Source organism: Specibacter cremeus (assembly GCF_003946885.1).
Taxonomy (GTDB): Bacteria; Actinomycetota; Actinomycetes; order Actinomycetales; family Micrococcaceae; genus Specibacter; species Specibacter cremeus.
The window spans coordinates 62,231-78,319 of sequence record NZ_RWKQ01000003.1; the positions used below are offsets into that span (position 1 = coordinate 62,231).

A 16,089-nucleotide genomic window follows, 5' to 3' on the forward strand; every position below is an offset into this window, starting at 1 on the left:
TTCAGCACCACAGTTGGGTCAGGAGGGCGTGAGGACCTCGGAACCCGTGGTGAACGAGGCCAGCACGTCCGGGATCGGCTCCACGCCGATGCCCGGCCCCTGCGGAATGTCGATCCGCCCGTCCCGGAGCACGAACGGCTCCGTGATGTCCTGCGCGTAGAACCGGTCCGAGGCGGAGATGTCGCCCGGCAGCGTGAACCCGTCCAAGCCGGCCAGCGCGGCGTTCGCGGCCCGGCCCAGCCCGGTCTCCAGCATGCCGCCGCACCACACCGCCTTGCCGTGCGCCTTGGCGAGGTCGTGGATGCGCCGGGCCTCCAGGTACCCGCCCACCCGGCCGGGCTTGATGTTGATGACATCCACGGCACCCAGCGAGATCGCGTCCGCCGCGGACTTCGCGCTCGTGATGGACTCATCCAGGCACATCGGGGTGGTCATGAGCTTGGCCAGCTGGGCGTGCTGGAACACGTCGTCCTCGCCCAGCGGCTGCTCGATCAGCAGCAGGTTAAACGCGTCGAGCCGGCGCAGCAGCGGCGCGTCGACCAGCGTGTAGGCGGCGTTGGCGTCCACCTGCAGCAGCAGCTCGTCGCCGAACCGCTCGCGCACGGCCCGCACCGGGGCCAGGTCCCAGCCCGGCTTGATCTTCAGCTTGATCCGCACATACCCCTGCTCCACGTAGCCGGCCACGGCATCCAGCAGTTCCGGCACGGTGTCCATGATGCCCACCGACACGCCGGACGGCACGGACGTGCGCACAGCACCGAAGTAGTGCGCCAGCGATTCGCCCCGGGCCCGCAGCTGGGCGTCCAGCACGGCCATCTCCACGGCCGACTTCGCCATCGGCTGGCCCACGATGTGCCGCAGCAGGTACCCCACGGTCTCGGCCGTGACGTCGGTTCCCGCGTCCTGGGCGGCGTACAGCGTCGGCAGCAAGTACCGCTTGATGACGTCGGCGCAGCCGTCGATGTACTCGGGCGAATAGAACGGGTCGGCCAGCGCCACGCACTCCGCCCACCCCGTCACCGACGCCAGCGCGCCGGACGCGTCGGCGGCCGTACCGTCCAGGCGCAGCACCAGGGCGTGCCGCCGGGTCTGGGTGCTGAACGACGTGGTGAACGGGCTCACCAGCGGCAACTCCACGTGGCGCAGCTCAACGGACTCAATCCTCATGCGTGGGACCCTCCAAAAGGTAGAAACCTGACTTGTCGAAACCCGTGATCCGCCACCCCGCCGCCAGCCGCGGCGCCAGCGCCTCCCGCAGTGCCAGCCGCCAGCGTCTGGCCAGGACGGGATCGGATGCCCGCACCGCCTCGATGTCGTGCGGGAGGCCCAGTGCCAGCGGTGAAGCATGGACGACGGCGGTGACCGGCTCCCCCTCCCGGCCCACCGCCAGCGCGCACGGCAGCCCGGCCGCCGAACCGGATGAGGGCGTGGGTGCGTCGACGGACCAGCTGGCCAGCATTCGGTCGCTGGGCTGTCCGGCGTTGACCAGGTCGGCCATCTCCCCATAGAAGTCCACCAGGTACGTCACGCCGGCGGCGCCGAGCCGGGCGATGTTGAAGTAGGCGTTGCGGGCCACGAGGGGGTCGAACGTCCACGTGATGGTGGCTATGCCGCGCTCGCGGCACCACTGCCGCTGGTGCTCCTTCAGGAGCCGGCCCAGGCCGAGCCCGGCATGGTCGGTGCGGACGCCGGCGATATGCGAGTGCAGCACCGCCCCGGCCGGGGCGGCGAAGAAGCCGACGCACACGCCCACCATCTCGGCGCCGTCGTACAGGCCCACCACATAGTTGCCGGCGTGGGCCAGCGCCATCAGCAGGGCCGGGTCGAAGTGGCTGTTGGGTTCGGAGCGCCAGATCGAGTCCAACACGGCGTTGGCCTGGACCATCTGTTTCATGGTGTGCAGGTCCTCGAACCGCAGCCCGGCGGCCTCCGGCGGGAGCGCGTGGGCGAGTTGGGCGGTCATGGGTGCGCCCCGTCCGCCAGCAGGTCGACCACTAGGGCGGCCACCAGGGCGGTGCGCTCGGCCATCGTGTCCAGCAGCACGTACTCGCCGCGGGCGTGCGCGCCGCCGCCCACGGCCCCCAGCCCGTCGAGCGTGGGCACGCCGAGCCCGGCCGCGAAGTTGCCGTCCGAACCGCCTCCCACGCGCAGGGCACCGGGCGCGTCCAGGCCCAGCGACCCGGCCGCGGCCACGCACCGGGCGTACAGCGGAGCGGCCATGGCTTCCTCCAGCGGCGGCCGGTTGACGCCGCCGGTCACGGCCAGGGCGGCCCCGGCCAGCACCGGCTCCAGCGCACGCAGCGCCGCATCAACGCGGGCCTGTTCGGCCGCGCTCCACGCGCGCACGTCGACGTCGAGCGTGCCGGCCGCGGCCACCGTGTTGATGGTGGTCCCGGCCGCGGCGACCGTGGGCGTGAGCGTGGTCCCGGCGGCCGGGTCCGCGAGCGCGGCCACGGCCATCACCTGGTGGGCCAGTTCCACGACGGCGTTGACCCCCTTCTCCGGTTCCAGCCCGGCATGGGCGGCCCGGCCGGTGATCTCCACCCGGTACATCGACACCCCCTTCCGTGCCGTCTTCAACGCCCCGCCGTCGGCGGAGGCCTCCAGCACCAGCACGGCGGCGCAGCCGGCCGCCTCCGCCTCGATGAGGGCCCGCGACGACGCCGATCCGGTCTCCTCGTCGCCGGTCACCAGCACGCTGATACCGTCCAACGCTACGCCCTGCGCCCGCAGCAACGACAGGGCGTGAAGGCCCTGCACCAGCCCGGCCAGCATGTCGAACGTGCCCGGCCCGGTCAGCGCCGCCCGCCCGTCCACCTGCGTCGGCGTGCACACCGGGGCCGGGCCCCAGGAGCCGAGAGGCCACACCGTGTCGTGGTGACACAACAGCAGCAGCCGCGATCCGGGGTCGTCGGCGTGCTCCCGGTCCCGCACACCGAGCCGCCAGCGCAGGTGGCTGACACCGTCCACCGTGATGCGTTCCGGCGCCGTGCCGAGCAGCCGCTCGCCCAGCACGGCCACGGCGTCGGCGCTGCGGGCCACGGCGGCGAGGTCCGCCGTGGGCGATTCCACCTCCACGAGCGTGCGCAGGTCGGCCTCCAGCCCGGCCTGCCGCGCCCGGGCGGCCGCCAGCAAGTCAGCGGCCACGGCCGGTCACCTGCGGGTAGGCGCGCGTGCCGAAGTGCAGCAGCGGCGCCCCGTCCACCGTCTCGAAGCTGAGCCGCACCCAGTCCTTGGCGTCCGGCAGCGCCGCGCCGAACTCGCCGTCGGGGCCCGGGACCAGCGCGAACACCCGCTCCTCGCCGTCCGTGACCAGCCCGCTGGTGTCGGTGGTGACGGCCTGCCAGGACGGCGCATCCGGATCGGGCCCGGCCGGCGCCGGCCGGACGTCGATGCGCAGCCCGGCCGCCTCATACACGCCGGCGTACTCATGCAGCCTCTCCGGGGCAAGGGAAGGCGCTGCGGGCGCGTAGGCCGCCGGCATACGGGCCCCGGCCAGCAGTAGCGCCGCCTCGGTGAACAGCTCGCGGTGGATGGCCTCCGCCCGGCCGCCGTTGACGGACAGGAACAGCACCAGGCCCTGCTCCGGGAACAGGCGCAGGTAGGAGTTCTGCCCGAACGTGGCCCCGTTGTGGTTGACCGTGGGCACGCCGTCCCAGTCCTGCAGGCACCAGCCCAGCGCCCACGCGTCGGCGATCGTGCAGGCATGGCCCATGGCGACCTGCGGGCTGAGCATCCGCGCCAGCCAGGGCTGCGGCAGCAACCCCTCCCCGCCGGGCAGGAAGCTGCGCGCGTACGTCAGCGCGTCGTCGGCGGAGGCCGTGACAAGCCCGGCCGGACCGGCACTGCGCGGAATGAGGAACGACGGCGTCACCCGGGTTTCGCCGCCGGCGCCCAGATGGCCCACGGCGAACCGGTGCAGTGCGGTTTGCTCCGGCAGGGTCGTCGTCTCGGTGAGGCCCAGCGGTTTCAGGATGTGCTCGGCCAGGGCGGCGTCCCAGCTCATGCCGCGCAGCACCTCCACGACGCGCCCGGCGATGACCAGGCCCGTGTTGCAGTACGACCACGTCTGCCCGGGCGCGAACACCTGCCCGGCGTCGGCCAGGGACGCCACGTACCGCTCCACGCAGTCGTCGCCGCGGCCGGTGTCCGTGAAGATGTCCCCGTCCAGGCCGCTGGTGTGCGTGAGCAGGTGGCGCATGGTGATGGTGGCGCTCGCGTGCGCGTCGGCCACCCGGAAGTCGGCCAGCACGTCCCGGATCGGCGCGTCCAGGTCCAGTTTGCCCTCCGCGGCCAGTTGCAGCACCAGCGTGGCCGTCCACGTCTTGCCGATGGAGCCGAGCTGGACCAGCGTGTCGGCCGTGAACGCCTCTCCGGTGGCCAGGTTGGTGACGCCGGCGGCTGCGACGACGCGTTCCTCGCCGCCGCCTGCGGCGGTGCGCAGCATGCCGAACACGGCGCCGGGGACGCCGTACTTGGCCGCCAGCGTGTCGAGCCGGTGCCGCCAGTGCGCGGCGTCCAGCGCCGGGACGGCCGCCCGGGTGGCGGGCACGTGCCGCTCCAGCCAGTCGACGACCCGGTTGCTGTAGTCGATCCGGTGGCGCAGCGGGCCGTCCAGCACGAACGGGTGGCCCTGCCCGGGGTAGAGCACCAGCCGGGTGTCCACGCCGGCCAGTCGCAGCGCCGCGAACCACTGCTCGGCCTGGTTGACCGGGCAGCGCTGGTCGTCGGCGCCGTGCAGCACCAGGGTCGGGGTGCGTACCCGGTCCGCCCGGGTGATCGGCGAGAGGCGGGCGGCCGTGTCCGGATCGGTGTCCGCGCACAGTTCGGTGTGGGCCAGGAACACGCCCTGGTCGCTGGCGCCGGGGAAGTTGCGCAGGTCGCAGACCAGCCCGCCGGCGACGGCCGCCGCGAACCGGTTCGTGCGGCTGGTCATCGAGCAGGTGGCGAACCCGCCGTAGCTGTAGCCGGCCACGGCCAGCCGGGCCGGGTCGGCCAGGCCCTCGGCGACCAGCTGGTCCAGCGGTTCCATCCAGTCGGCGTGATCGGCCTCGCCCCATGCGTTGTGGACCCCGCGCAGGAACGCCTCGCCGTAGCCGTCGCTGCCGCGTACGTTCAGCAGCAGGATGGTCCAGCCCTTGGCCGCGAGCATCTGGTGGTAGGGGTGCATGGCGTCGGCCGTGCCGGTCCAGGCATTGTGCGGGCCGCCGTGCACGTCCAGCAGGACCGGGCCGGGTCCGGTCGTGGTGGCGGCGCGGATGAGCCAGCCGGGGACGGTGCCGCCGTCGGAGACGGTGAACGTGCGCGGCGCGGCGGCCACCAGCTCCACGTCCGGCAGCGCGTCGGCGCTCAGCGTGGTCAGGATTTTCAGGGTGCCGTCGGCGGCGACGACGCCGACCTCGCCAAAGCTGTGTTGGCCGGCCACGACGACGGCGATCGTCCCGGCCGCCGCCGACAGGCCCGACACCACGCGATGCCCGCCGGTCAGCACGGGCCGGCACACGCCGTCGGTGCCGGCGCGGTACACGTGCGTGTTGCCGCCCTCGCGCAGGCAGAACAGCACGTCGCCGCCGGGCAGCACCCGGGCACGGCCGCCCGGGTAGCCGGGACCGCCGGGCATGACGTTGCGGTCCAGTCCGGTCGTCAGCGACGCATCCGGCACGGCCGGGTCCAGCGCCAACCGCCACAGCGCCGCATTGCGGATGTCCATGCGCGCCAGCCCGGTGGCGATGACGGCGGACCCGTCGGCCAGCCATTCGACCGGGCCGGTCACGGCATCGGCGTGGCCGATCCGGCGCGCCGGTTGCGTGTCGTCGGCCAGGTCCACGTACCAGGCCTGGCTGGTCTGGGTGAGGTCGCGGTCGGCGTCCCGGGCGGCCGTGAACGCCAGCTTCGTCCCGTCCGGGGACACGGCCGGCTCGCCGGCGTCCCAGTCACCGTCGGTCAGGCGGCGGGAGGCGCCCGTCGCCGTGTCCAGCGCCACGAGGTGGCGGCGCAGGCTGCCCGCGTAACCGCCGTCGTCGCTCTTGTAGTCCAGCCGGTCCGCGACGATCGGCGCGGCGCCAGGCAAGGCAGGCGCGTCATCGCCCCCGGGCGGGGGCGCGGCAATGTCCACGGGGGCGCTGAAGTACACGGTGCGGCCGTCCGCCGCCCAGGCGGGCGTGCCGGCGCCGTGCGGGAAACCGGCCGGCGTGGTGAGCGGTTCCGGCTCGCCGCCGTCGGCCGGCACCAGCCACAGCTGGGCGGCTCCGCCGTCGACGGAGCGCAGGAACGCCAGCGCCGCGCCGTCGGGCCGCCACACGGGCGAGCCGTCCCGCCCGGGTCGGGTGAGCGGGAGCGGCGTGCCCCCGGCCGCGGACGCCAGCCACAGTGCCGAGCGGGCGGCGCCGCCCTCCGTGGTGGCCAGCGTGTAGGCGATCCGGGTGCCGTCCGGGCTGACCGCCGGCTCGGCGGGCAGGGCCAGGGCGGCCAGGTCGGTGGCGTTGAATGTGCGGCTCATCGTGCTCCTTCACTGATCTGGATCATGCCGGTGGCCGGTGCGAACAGCGGTTCGCCGATGCGCGGGACGGCCTGCAACAGGGTCTTCGTGTAGTCCTGGCGGGGATGGTCCAGCACAGTCATTGTCTCCCCGTGTTCGACGAGCCGGCCGGACTGCATGACCGCCACCTCGTCGCACAGGTAGCGGACCACGGCCAGGTTGTGGCTGACGAACAGGATGCCCAGGCCCAGCTCGCGCTGGATGTGCCGGAGCAGGTTCAGCACGGACCCCTGGACGGAGACGTCAAGGGCCGAGGTGATCTCATCGGCCAGAATGACGCCCGGCGCCGCGGCCAGGGCACGGGCCAGGGCCACGCGCTGGCGCTGGCCGCCGGACAAGGCCGCCGGCAGGTCCGCGGCGCGGGCGGCCGGCAACTGCACGGATTCGAGCAGGCGGGCCGTCTCGGCGGCGCGCTGCGCCCGCCCCGTCCGGGTGCCGGCGCGTTTCGCGGCCGCGTCGAGGGCCTCCGCCACGGACTGGCCGATGGTCAGCTTGGGGTTCAGGCACGACGATGGGTCCTGGAAGATCATCTGGATGCGCTGACGCAGCCGGGCGTTGGCGCCGCGGGCGTGGGATACCTGGACGCCGTCGAGCAGGACGCTGCCCGCCGACGGTTCGCAGAGTCCGACGGCGGCGCGCGCCAGTGTTGACTTGCCGGAGCCGGACTCCCCCACGAGTCCGACGATCTTCCCGGCCGGGACGCTCAGCGACACGTCGTCGACGGCGACGAACCGCCGCGGCCCGTGCCCGAACGCCACGCTGACGTTCCGGAATTCAAGGTGGTTCATGCCGGCACCTCCGCGATGGTGGCCATGGGTTGGGAGCGGTCCGTGTCCATGGTGGGCACGGCGGCCAGCAGGGCCCGGGTGTACGGGTGCCGGGCCCGCCCGGCCACCAGGTCCGCGGTGGCGATCTCCTCCACGATTTCCCCCTGGTACATGACCAGCACGCGGCTGCACAGGCCGGTGACCACGGCGATGTCATGGGAGATCAGCAGGATCGCCGCCGCGGAGTCAACCTGCACGTCGTGGAGCACGGAGAGCACCTCGCGCTGGACCGTGACGTCCAGGGCCGTGGTGGGCTCGTCGGCGATGATGAGCGCAGGGTTGCCCATGAGGCCCATGGCGATCATCGCCCGTTGGCGCATGCCGCCGGACAGCTCGTGCGGGTGTTGGCGCGCCCGGCGGGCGGGGTCGGGGATCTTCACGTCCGCGAGCCGCCGCACGGCCTTCGCCCACGCCTGCCGCCGGGTCAGCCCGCCATGGATGAATCCGGCCTCGGCGACCTGGCCGCCCACCCGCAGCGACGGGTTCAGCGAGGACATCGGGTCCTGGAAGACCATGGCCATCCGGGTGCCCAGCAGCCTCTCGACCGCCCGGGCGGATACGCCGGCAGGGCGGTGTTCCCCGCGCAGGGTTTCCACGCCGTCGAACACGATGGTGTCGGCGGTGACCTTCAGCGGGAAGTCGGTCAGCCCGGCCACGGACAGGCAGCTGAGCGACTTGCCCGAACCGGATTCGCCGACGATGCCCACCACCTCGCCGCGTCCGACGTCGAAGCTGACGCCCTTGACCGGCTCGCGCCAGCCGTCGGCGTGGGGCACGGCGACGCGCAGGTTGCGCACGCGCAGCACGGCGTCACCCGACGCGTTGCCAGACACATCGTCCAGCACGTTGCCGGCCGGGAGCGCCGGGCGCGGGATCCAGCGCGGCAGCCTGTGCGTCAGGCCCGGGTTGACGCCGGTGGCCCGGGCCAGGGTCTCCCCCGCCAGGGTGAAGACGATGCCGGCCAGCACGACGGCGATGCCGGGCGCCAGGGCCGTGGCCGGGTTCACGAAGATCTTGCTCAGGCCCTCGTTGAGCATCCGGCCCCAGTCGAACTCCGGCGGCTGGACGCCCAGGCCCAGGAAGGACAGGCTGGCGAAGGCGATCAACGCCCCACCGGCCGTGACGGACGCATTGACGATCAGTGGGCCGGCGATGTTCGGCAGGATGTGCCGGGCCACCACGCGCACCTTGCCCACGCCCAGGATGCGTGCGGCGGCCACGAAGTCGCGCCCGCCCACGGAGGAGGAGAGCGTGTGGGTGAGCCGGGCGTACACGGGGATGATCGACACGCCGATGGCGAACAGCGCACCCGTGGCGCCCTGGCCGAAGATGACGGACAGGAAGATGGTCAGCAGCAGGCCCGGGAACGCGATGGCGAAGTTGAAGATCGACACCACCGCCCGGCCCAGCCGCGGCGGCATCACTGAGGGCAGCGAACCGACCACCACGCCGCACAGCACGCCGAACACGCTGGCCGCCAACGCCATGAGCACGGACAGGCGGGCCGCCGTCATGGTCCGGGCCAGCACGTCACGCCCGCCGGCGTCGGTGCCGAACAGGTGCACGGCGCCGGGCGGCTGCGACAGCGACAACGGGTCGGCGGTCGTCGCGTCGGCCCCCCAGATGACGGGCCCGAAGATGACCAGGAGGACGAGCACGGCCAGGCCGGCGGCGGCGGCCAGGCCCGTGGGCGCCAGCAGCGCGGTGCGCCAGGGCGAGCCGGTGGAACGGGCGGCCATCTCAGCTCTCCTTGATGGTTGAGCGGGGGTCGAGGATGGCCAGCAGCACGTCCACGACCAGGTTGATGCCGAGCACGATCGCACCGTAGACCACCACGAGCGTCTGCGCCAGCGGGTAGTCCTTGCTGCGGATCGAATCGACGATCGTCATGCCCAGCCCCGGCCAGGCGAAGATGCTCTCCACCAGCACGGTCCCGGCGATCAGTGAGCCCAGGAACAGCCCGGCGATCGTCAGGGTGGAGGTCATCAGGTTCGGCAGCGCATGGCGCAGGTAGAGCCGGATGGCCGGCATCCGCTTGGCGCGGGCCGTGCGGATGTAGTCGTTGCCGAGGACGCCCAGCGCCTCGGCGCGCACGATCCTGGCCAGCGCCGCGGTGCTGCCGATCGACAGGGCTGCGACGGGCAGCACGTACGACGTCGGGCCGCCGCGCCCGGCCACCGGCAGCAGCTGGGTGGACACGGCGAACAGGTAGACCAGCCCGACGCCCATGAGGAACTCGGGGACCACCGAGAAGAAACCGGTGACGGATGTGAAGCCCAGCTCCAGGCCACGACGGCGCCCCCCGCGCGTCAGCGCGGCGGCGAGCAACCCGAGCGGGATGGCCAGCACCAGGACCACGACCAGCGTGATGACGGCCAGTTCGGCCGTTGCCGGGAACCGCGAGCCGATGACGTCCGCCACCGGCATGCGCAGCGTGATGGACGTGCCCGGGTGGCCGGTCAGCAACCCGCCCCAAAACCGGAAGTACTGCACCCACAACGGCTGGTCCAGGCCCAGTTCATGCCGGCGCAGGTTCACGGCCTCCACGGGTGCCGTGGCCCCGACCGATTCGCGCGCCGGGTCGCCCGGAATCAGTTGCAGCATCAGGAACGCCGCCGTCACCAGCACCACGATGGCCACCAGGAAGCGGCCGCCGCGGCGCACCGCGAACAGGCTCCAGCTGCCCGGTGCGAACCAGCCGGTGGCCGGGCGGCGCGGCGCCCGGGCCGGGAGCGCGGACATGGTCGTGGTCATGGTGTCGCCTTCCGCCTGCTACTTCAGTACCCGGATGCTGGGGCCGGTGAGGGATCCCGCCAGCGCCAGGGCCGCCTTGTTGAGGTACATGGAGGTGGGCTGGCTGGCGAAGGGAACCACGTCGGCCGTGCGGAACAGCGCCGTCTCCGCCTCACCCCAGGCCGCACAGGCCGGCTCGCCGACCAGCGCGGAGGCCTTCGCGACCGCGGCATCGTAGCCGGCGTTCGAGATCGAGGCGAAGTTGGCGCCCTCGGCGGGCGCCGGGCCGGAGACCAGCGGCACGATGGTGCTGGGGGTGCTGATGTTCACCGGTTCCCAGGCCACGTCCCAGTCGCCGTTGTTCGCCCCGCCGAGCAGCTTGGTGCCGACCGTGTTGGAATCACCGCCGTTGAGCGCCACCGTGACGCCCAGCTTGGCCCACTGCTGCTGCGTGTATTCCGCCGCGGCCGTGGTGGTGTCGTTGAGGATCTCGTACAGCAGGGTCAGCTTGAGCGGCTTGCCGTCCTTGCTGCGCTTGCCGTCGGCACCCAGCCGCCAGCCGGCGTCGTCCAACTTCTTCGCTGCAGCAGCGGCGTCGAACCCGGGCAGCGCCTTGGTGGTGTCGAGCTGGCAGGCCAGCGGCGCGACGCCGGACAGCTGGGTGGAGCGGGTGCCCTTGCCGGCCGTCATGATCTTCGTGACGTTGTCCAGGTCGAGGCCGGCCGTCAACGCCTCGCGCACGGCCGGGTCCGCCGTGGGCTTGCCGGCCAGCTGGTTGTAGAACATCTCGCCGACGGGTCGCTGCTTGGTAAAGGGCGTGAGGTTCGCCGCCTTCACCCGTGCCTCGTCCGGGCCGTTGACGGGGGCCGCGTTCAGGGCGCCGGAGAGCAGCAGGTTGGCGGCAGTGCTCTCATTGGCGACGATCTTGAACGTGATCGTGGCCGGGACACCGGGGGTCTCGGACGTGGTCTTGCCGTCCGGACCCCAGGTGTAACCGGCGCGCCGGACCAGCGTGTAGTGGTCGTTGGCGACCGCCTCCTTGAGCGTGAACAGGCCCGACCCGATGGACGCGGCGTCCGCGGCCTTGGGGTTCTTCAGGGCAGCCTCGCACACGATGTTCAGATTGGAGGCGTTGGCCAGCAGAAACGGGGACGGTTTGGGCGTGGCCAGCGTGACCTTGCCGGTGGCAACGTCGGCCGTGGCCTTCACGTTGCCGGGCACCCAGGCGCCGCGCAACGGGGAGTTGTTGGCCTTGTCGGCCACGAAGTTGAAGTTGTCGGCCACCGTCTGCGCATCCAGCTTGGAACCGTCCGAGCACGTGATGCCGGGCTTGAGCGTGAACGTGACCTCGTTCGGCTTCTCCGTCCAGGAAGCAGCCAGCCAGGGCTTGAACTGGCCGGTGACCGGGTCCTGGAACGTCATGCGGTCGTACAGGAAGTTCACCACTTGGCGGGCGTCGCTGCTGACGGTCATGAGTGGGCTCAGGCTGCCCGGGTCACTGACCATCGAGGCCGTGAACGTGCCGTCCGTGGCGTAGTCGGCCGCCGATGGCGTCCTCGCCGCATTCCCGCCGCCACCGCACGCGGACAGCGCGAGCGCCGTGCCGGCGGCGAGCGCCAAGGCGGCCTGCATTTTCCTTGACATTGGTCCTCCACACCGTAGGGCGGGACCGGGCGGCCCGCGACGTTCGGCCCGTCCGGTGTCCGGGCCGGGTCACTTACCAGCGTCGCAGCACGGGTAAGGCCGGTCATCGTCGGAAACAACGAAAGTTGGCGTGGCACTGGTCGGTTTCAACAATTGAGGCGAGAAGGGGCCGCCACCGGCGCGCCCGTGACAACCCGGCTACGGTGCACAAGCGCACCGAAACGGGCCGAAACAGGCCCGGAATGGTGCGCTTGTGCACCGCAATTGGGTTCAGCGTGCCCCGCCGAACAGCCGCAGCTGCAACAGCAGAGCGAAGCGCTGGTCCGGGTCGGTGGGGTCGATGCCGCCGATCTCGCACAGCTTCCGCAACCGGTACCGGAACGTGTTCTGGTGCACGTGCACGGCCGCGGCCGCCGCGGTCACGTCGCCGAACGCATCGAGCCAGGCGGCCAGGGTGGCCACCAGGTCCCCGGCGTGGTCGCGGTCGTGGGCGGCCAGCACGGCCAGCGGCCCACTCACCTCCTCCCGGCCGGCGGCCAGCATGTCGGCCAGGCGCATCATGAGCGCCTCTACCTGCACGTCGGCCCCGGCGGCCACCCGGGTGCGGGCCGGCCCGGGTGACCTGGCCAGCAACACGCGCAGCGCCGAATCGGCCTCGGCACGTGAACGGTTCAGCCGTCCGGCAGAGGACACCACCGCACCCAGCCCCACGGCCAGCGTGTCACGGCCCAACCGTGCCACCAGGTTCTCCGCCGCCCGCCGCACCGGATCGGCGCCGTGCTCCGCGGCGGGCGGCCCCTCGGATCGGGCGCCGGCCGGCCCCGCTGCGGCCCCGGTCCGGGTGCCGAAGCCGCGGCGGGGCACGGGCAGCACGCCGTAAACCCGGCCGCCGATCCGCGCCGTGACGGACAGCGGATTGACGGTGTCCAGGTGCAGGCCCATCGCCCCGGCCACCCGGTCCAGCTCGGCCTCGCCCTCGGCCGTGCCGGCGTCCACGCCGTGGAGCCCGGCCGCCAACACGGCCACGCCGTGCGCCGCGAACCCGATCCGGGCCGCGGCCTCCTCCGCGGGCGCGCCGCCCTCGAGCAGCATCACGACCAGTCCGTAGCGCAGCCGGGCGGCGGCGTCGGCGGCCGTGCGGACGCGCAACATGCTCAACGCCACCATATCCGCGGCCTCGGTCAGGGCTCGGTCACGGTGCGGGTCCAGGGGCGCGTCGACGACAGCCCAGATGGAGCCGACCGTCTCGCTGCCGGCACGGATACGCATGCCCACGCGGGGACGGATGCCGGGGCCGATTGAGGGCAGGAACACGGGGGTGGACGAATCGTAGATGGCCTTGAACGCCCCCTGGGAGCGCAGGAGGCGCGAATACTCGGCCGGCACCTGGTGACCGAGCACCGACTGCTTGCGGGCCTCGTCGGCGGCGGCCTGGTCGGCGGAGAAGGCCAGGATGCGCGAATCAAGGTTCTCGATCGTGACCGGGCCGCCGATGATCGCGGCCACCGAGTTGGCTACGTCGAACAGGTCGGGCGCCACGCCCTCCGGCGCATCCGCGCCCGGCCCCGCCTCGCCCACCGTGACGCTCTGCAGCACGGCGGCCAGTCGCAGCCACGACGCCCCCTCGGCCAGTCCCAGCACCGCCACCCCGGCGGCCAGCGTGCGCTCCAGCAGCGCCGGGTCCGGCCTCACCGACGCGTGCAGGACGACGCCGGCCGCCCTCGCGCGGGCGAGATCCGCCAGCAGCCGGTCCAGTTCGGCGGCCTCCGGCCGCCCGGGCGCCAGCACCAGCATGCCCTCGGCCAAGTCCGCCAGCGGGCCACCCCCCGATTCGGCCAGCCACACGCCGGTGACGGTACGCGGCGCGGCCGGCAGCGGCGCGTCGAAGCGCAGCAGCGTGGCGCCCAGCCGCCGCTGCAGCCCGGCCAGCGTGGCCCCGGCCCCGGCGGTGTGGCCGGGCAGGGGCGGATGGGTCGCTCTCATGCCACCAACCTATCGGGTCGCGCGGGGCTGCCGGCGCCCGCCGCGGGTCAGTCTCCTACTGTCGCCGCGCGGGCGGCGACGAAGGCACGCACGCACGTTTCGACGTCGTCCGTGCTGTGCGCGGCGGAGAGCTGGACGCGGATCCGGGCGGCGCCGCGCGGCACCACCGGGAAGCTGAACGCCGTCACGTACACGCCATGGGCCAGCATCTCATCGGCGATCCGGGCCGCCACGACGGCATCACCGAACATGACGGGGACGATCGCGTGCTCGCCGTCCAGCAGGTCGAAGCCCTCGTCCTGCATGCGGCGGCGGAACAGGGCGGCGTTCTCGAACAGCTTGCTCCGCAGCTCGCCGGAGCCGGCCACCAGGTCCAGGGCGGTCAGCGTGGCCGCGACGATGGCCGGGGCCAGCGAGTTGGAGAACAGGTAAGGGCGCGCCTTCTGCCGCAGCATGGCCACGATCTCGGCCCGGCCGGACACGTACCCGCCGGACGCGCCGCCCAGGGCCTTGCCGAACGTGCCGGTGTAGATGTCCACGCGGTCGGAGACGCCGGCGTGCTCGGGCGTGCCGGCGCCGGTGGCCCCCATGAAGCCGACGGCGTGCGAGTCGTCCACCATGACGAGCGCGTCGTACGCCTCGGCCAGGTCGCAGATGGCGGCCAGCGGGGCCAGGTAGCCGTCCATGGAGAACACGCCGTCCGTGACGACGACCCTGCGCCGGGCGCCGGCGGCCGCCTTCAGCTGGGCCTCGAGGTCGGCCATGTCCTGGTTCGCGTACCGGTACCGGGCGGCCTTCGACAGCCGGATCCCGTCGATGATCGAGGCATGGTTGAGGGCATCGGAGATGATGGCGTCCTCCGGGCCGAACAGGGACTCGAATACGCCGCCGTTGGCGTCGAAGCAGGACGAGAACAAGATGGTGTCCTCGGTGCCCAGGAATTCGGCGACCCGCCGCTCCAGGGCCAGGTGCAGGTCCTGGGTGCCACAGATGAATCGCACGCTGGCCATGCCGAAGCCGCGCGCATCCATGGCGGCCTTGGCCGAGGCGATGATGTCCGGATGGTCGGCCAGGCCCAGGTAGTTGTTGGCGCAGAAGTTCAGGACGGGCACGCCCTCGTGGTCCCCGGCCCGGACGTGGCTAGACTGCGGGGAGGTGATGCGCCGCTCGGTCTTGAACAGGCCGGACGCGCGGATCTCGTCCAGTTCCGCGGCGAGCTGGTCCTTCATGGCGGTGTACATGGTGCTCCTTTGTTCTGGCGATCAGGCGGAAAAGACGGACCAGTCCAGCACGACCTTGCCGCCGCGGCCGGACTTCGCGATCTCGAAGCCGCACTCCCAGTCCGTGGCCGGCAGCGTGTCCGTGACGACGGAGGAGATGGCCGCGTGCAGCACCGGGTTGGAGGACAGCATGGCACTCATGGCGTACCAGGTCTCGAACATCTCCCGGCCGTAGATGCCCTTGAGCGTGAGCATATGCGTGACCACCTTCCCCCAGTTGATGTCGATCGGCTCGCTGGGCAGCCCCAGCATGGCGATGCGCCCGCCATGGTTCATGTTGTCGATCATCTCCGGCAGCGCGCCCGGGTGGCCGGACATCTCCAATCCCACGTCGAAGCCCTCGCGCATGCCCAGTTCCCGCTGGGCTTCCCGCAGCCGCGTGGTGGCGACGTTGACGGCCAGGTCGGCGCCCATCGCGGCGGCCATCGCCAGCCGGGGTTCGGAGACGTCGGTGATGACGATATGCCGGGCCCCGGCGTGCCGGGCGACGGCGGCGGCCATCAGCCCGATGGGGCCGGCGCCGGTGATGAGCACGTCCTCGCCGACGAGTCCGTAGCTGAGCGCCGTGTGGACGGCGTTGCCGAAGGGGTCGAAGATGGCGCCGAGCTCGGGTGTGACGGACGGGTCATGGTGCACCCACACGTTCGTTTCGGGGATGACCACGTATTCGGCGAACGCCCCGTCACGCTGGACGCCGACGGAGACGGTGTTGATGCACATCTGCCGCCGCCCGGCCCGGCAGTTGCGGCACATGCCGCACACCACATGGCCCTCGCCGGAGACCTTGTCACCGACCCTGATGTTGCCCACCTCGTCGCCGACCGCCACGACCTCGCCGTAGAACTCGTGGCCGGCGATCAGCGGGGCGTTGATGTTCTCCGCAGCCCACGCGTCCCAGGCCTGGATGTGCAGGTCGGTGCCGCAGATGCCGGTGGCGCGGACGCGGATGAGCACGTCGGCGCGGCCGGGGGCCGGTTCGGGGCGGTCGACGAGCTCGAAGCCGGCGTGCGGGCCGGACTTGTACAGTGCCTTCAATGGTCCAGTGCCTTCATGGCTTCCATTACAGCCCCGATTACCATTTAGC

Annotated in this window: 11 protein-coding genes; all 11 read right to left on the bottom strand. The window is 72.4% G+C overall.

Annotated features, from left to right (window positions below; all coding sequences use genetic code 11):
- Positions 1-18: 18 nt before the first annotated feature.
- Positions 19-1,167, bottom strand: coding sequence for an o-succinylbenzoate synthase (gene menC, locus EJC77_RS01710; RefSeq protein WP_125609849.1), 1,149 nt, complete (start codon positions 1,165-1,167; stop codon positions 19-21).
- Positions 1,157-1,963, bottom strand: a complete 807-nt coding sequence (locus EJC77_RS01715; protein ID WP_205786759.1) for a GNAT family N-acetyltransferase — start codon at positions 1,961-1,963, stop codon at positions 1,157-1,159. The genes menC and EJC77_RS01715 overlap by 11 nt, the downstream gene beginning before the upstream one ends.
- Complete coding sequence (locus tag EJC77_RS01720) at positions 1,960-3,147, bottom strand: M20 family metallopeptidase (RefSeq protein ID WP_205786761.1); 1,188 nt, start codon at positions 3,145-3,147, stop codon at positions 1,960-1,962. The genes EJC77_RS01715 and EJC77_RS01720 overlap by 4 nt, the downstream gene beginning before the upstream one ends.
- A complete protein-coding gene (locus tag EJC77_RS01725) occupies positions 3,137-6,499 on the bottom strand; it encodes a serine hydrolase (RefSeq protein ID WP_125609850.1) in 3,363 nt (1,120 codons plus the stop codon). Before EJC77_RS01725 ends, EJC77_RS01720 begins: the two co-directional genes overlap by 11 nt.
- On the bottom strand, positions 6,496-7,326 hold the full coding sequence (locus EJC77_RS01730) for an ABC transporter ATP-binding protein (protein ID WP_125609851.1): 831 nt from the start codon (positions 7,324-7,326) through the stop codon (positions 6,496-6,498). The genes EJC77_RS01725 and EJC77_RS01730 overlap by 4 nt, the downstream gene beginning before the upstream one ends.
- Positions 7,323-9,104, bottom strand: a complete 1,782-nt coding sequence (locus EJC77_RS01735) for a dipeptide/oligopeptide/nickel ABC transporter permease/ATP-binding protein (protein WP_125609852.1) — start codon at positions 9,102-9,104, stop codon at positions 7,323-7,325. The genes EJC77_RS01730 and EJC77_RS01735 overlap by 4 nt, the downstream gene beginning before the upstream one ends.
- A 1-nt stretch (position 9,105) precedes the next feature.
- Positions 9,106-10,119, bottom strand: a complete 1,014-nt coding sequence (locus tag EJC77_RS01740) for an ABC transporter permease (protein ID WP_205786763.1) — start codon at positions 10,117-10,119, stop codon at positions 9,106-9,108.
- 18 nt (positions 10,120-10,137) lie between these two features.
- Complete coding sequence (locus tag EJC77_RS01745; protein WP_125609853.1) at positions 10,138-11,742, bottom strand: ABC transporter substrate-binding protein; 1,605 nt, start codon at positions 11,740-11,742, stop codon at positions 10,138-10,140.
- A gap of 270 nt (positions 11,743-12,012) precedes the next feature.
- Positions 12,013-13,725 (bottom strand): PucR family transcriptional regulator, encoded by a 1,713-nt coding sequence (locus tag EJC77_RS01750; protein ID WP_125609854.1) that lies wholly within the window; start codon positions 13,723-13,725, stop codon positions 12,013-12,015.
- A gap of 47 nt (positions 13,726-13,772) precedes the next feature.
- On the bottom strand, positions 13,773-14,966 hold the full coding sequence (locus EJC77_RS01755; RefSeq protein ID WP_125609855.1) for a glycine C-acetyltransferase: 1,194 nt from the start codon (positions 14,964-14,966) through the stop codon (positions 13,773-13,775).
- A gap of 21 nt (positions 14,967-14,987) precedes the next feature.
- Positions 14,988-16,040: an L-threonine 3-dehydrogenase gene (gene tdh / locus EJC77_RS01760; protein WP_125609856.1), complete on the bottom strand. Its 1,053-nt coding sequence runs from the start codon at positions 16,038-16,040 to the stop codon at positions 14,988-14,990.
- Positions 16,041-16,089 lie beyond the last annotated feature (49 nt).

Excerpts from the sequence above, each read along its gene's own strand:
- menC (WP_125609849.1), bottom strand. The coding sequence starts at position 1,167 with ATGAGGATTGAGTCCGTTGAGCTGCGCCACGTGGAGTTGCCGCTGGTG.
- EJC77_RS01715 (WP_205786759.1), bottom strand. The coding sequence starts at position 1,963 with ATGACCGCCCAACTCGCCCACGCGCTCCCGCCGGAGGCCGCCGGGCTG.
- EJC77_RS01725 (WP_125609850.1), bottom strand. The coding sequence starts at position 6,499 with ATGAGCCGCACATTCAACGCCACCGACCTGGCCGCCCTGGCCCTGCCC.
- EJC77_RS01730 (WP_125609851.1), bottom strand. The coding sequence starts at position 7,326 with ATGAACCACCTTGAATTCCGGAACGTCAGCGTGGCGTTCGGGCACGGG.
- EJC77_RS01735 (WP_125609852.1), bottom strand. The coding sequence starts at position 9,104 with ATGGCCGCCCGTTCCACCGGCTCGCCCTGGCGCACCGCGCTGCTGGCG.
- EJC77_RS01740 (WP_205786763.1), bottom strand. The coding sequence starts at position 10,119 with ATGACCACGACCATGTCCGCGCTCCCGGCCCGGGCGCCGCGCCGCCCG.
- EJC77_RS01745 (WP_125609853.1), bottom strand. The coding sequence starts at position 11,742 with ATGTCAAGGAAAATGCAGGCCGCCTTGGCGCTCGCCGCCGGCACGGCG.
- EJC77_RS01750 (WP_125609854.1), bottom strand. The coding sequence starts at position 13,725 with ATGAGAGCGACCCATCCGCCCCTGCCCGGCCACACCGCCGGGGCCGGG.
- EJC77_RS01755 (WP_125609855.1), bottom strand. The coding sequence starts at position 14,966 with ATGTACACCGCCATGAAGGACCAGCTCGCCGCGGAACTGGACGAGATC.